Below are 425 nucleotides of genomic sequence, written 5' to 3'. Positions count from 1 at the left end.
CAATGTGTTCCGCCTATCGCTCGATTGCAGTTAACTCGTCATCAGTCCTGATTCAAGCGGAAGTATAGATGCAAATCGTTGATCCGGCTCGCCCGGTCCGCGATTTCCCACGTCATGTCGCAGACCGTCTCGAAGTTTTCCTCATCGTCGAGCCGGCCCTGCAATTCGATGATTTCCCGCTCGAAAGCGAAAATCCGGTCCGGAATCGCTCCGCGAACCGTCTCCCAATAATATAATATCGCCGATTGCTCCGCCGCGGTGAACTCGGTCCATTCCCGCCGCAGCTCCGGCGTCGGAATACCGAGCCTGGCATCGAACGAGAAATGCGCTTCCGGCGCAAAACGCTCCATCCGGTCCCTCCGTTCCGCTGTGACGCATAGCGTTGTATCCAATATATCACGATCGTTCGTCCGAATGAAACAAGC

General features: G+C 55.5%; 1 protein-coding gene. It reads right to left on the bottom strand.

Features of this window, described 5'->3' with window-relative positions; translation table 11 throughout:
- Nucleotides 1-41: 41 nt before the first annotated feature.
- Nucleotides 42-350, bottom strand: a complete 309-nt coding sequence (locus AC2JF9_RS09695) for a hypothetical protein (protein WP_500727358.1) — start codon at nucleotides 348-350, stop codon at nucleotides 42-44.
- Between the last annotated feature and the right edge of the window lie 75 nt (nucleotides 351-425).

The sequence above is a fragment of the Lactobacillus sp. C449L genome (assembly GCF_059900815.1).
This window is presented reverse-complemented; position numbering and strand designations above follow the sequence as displayed.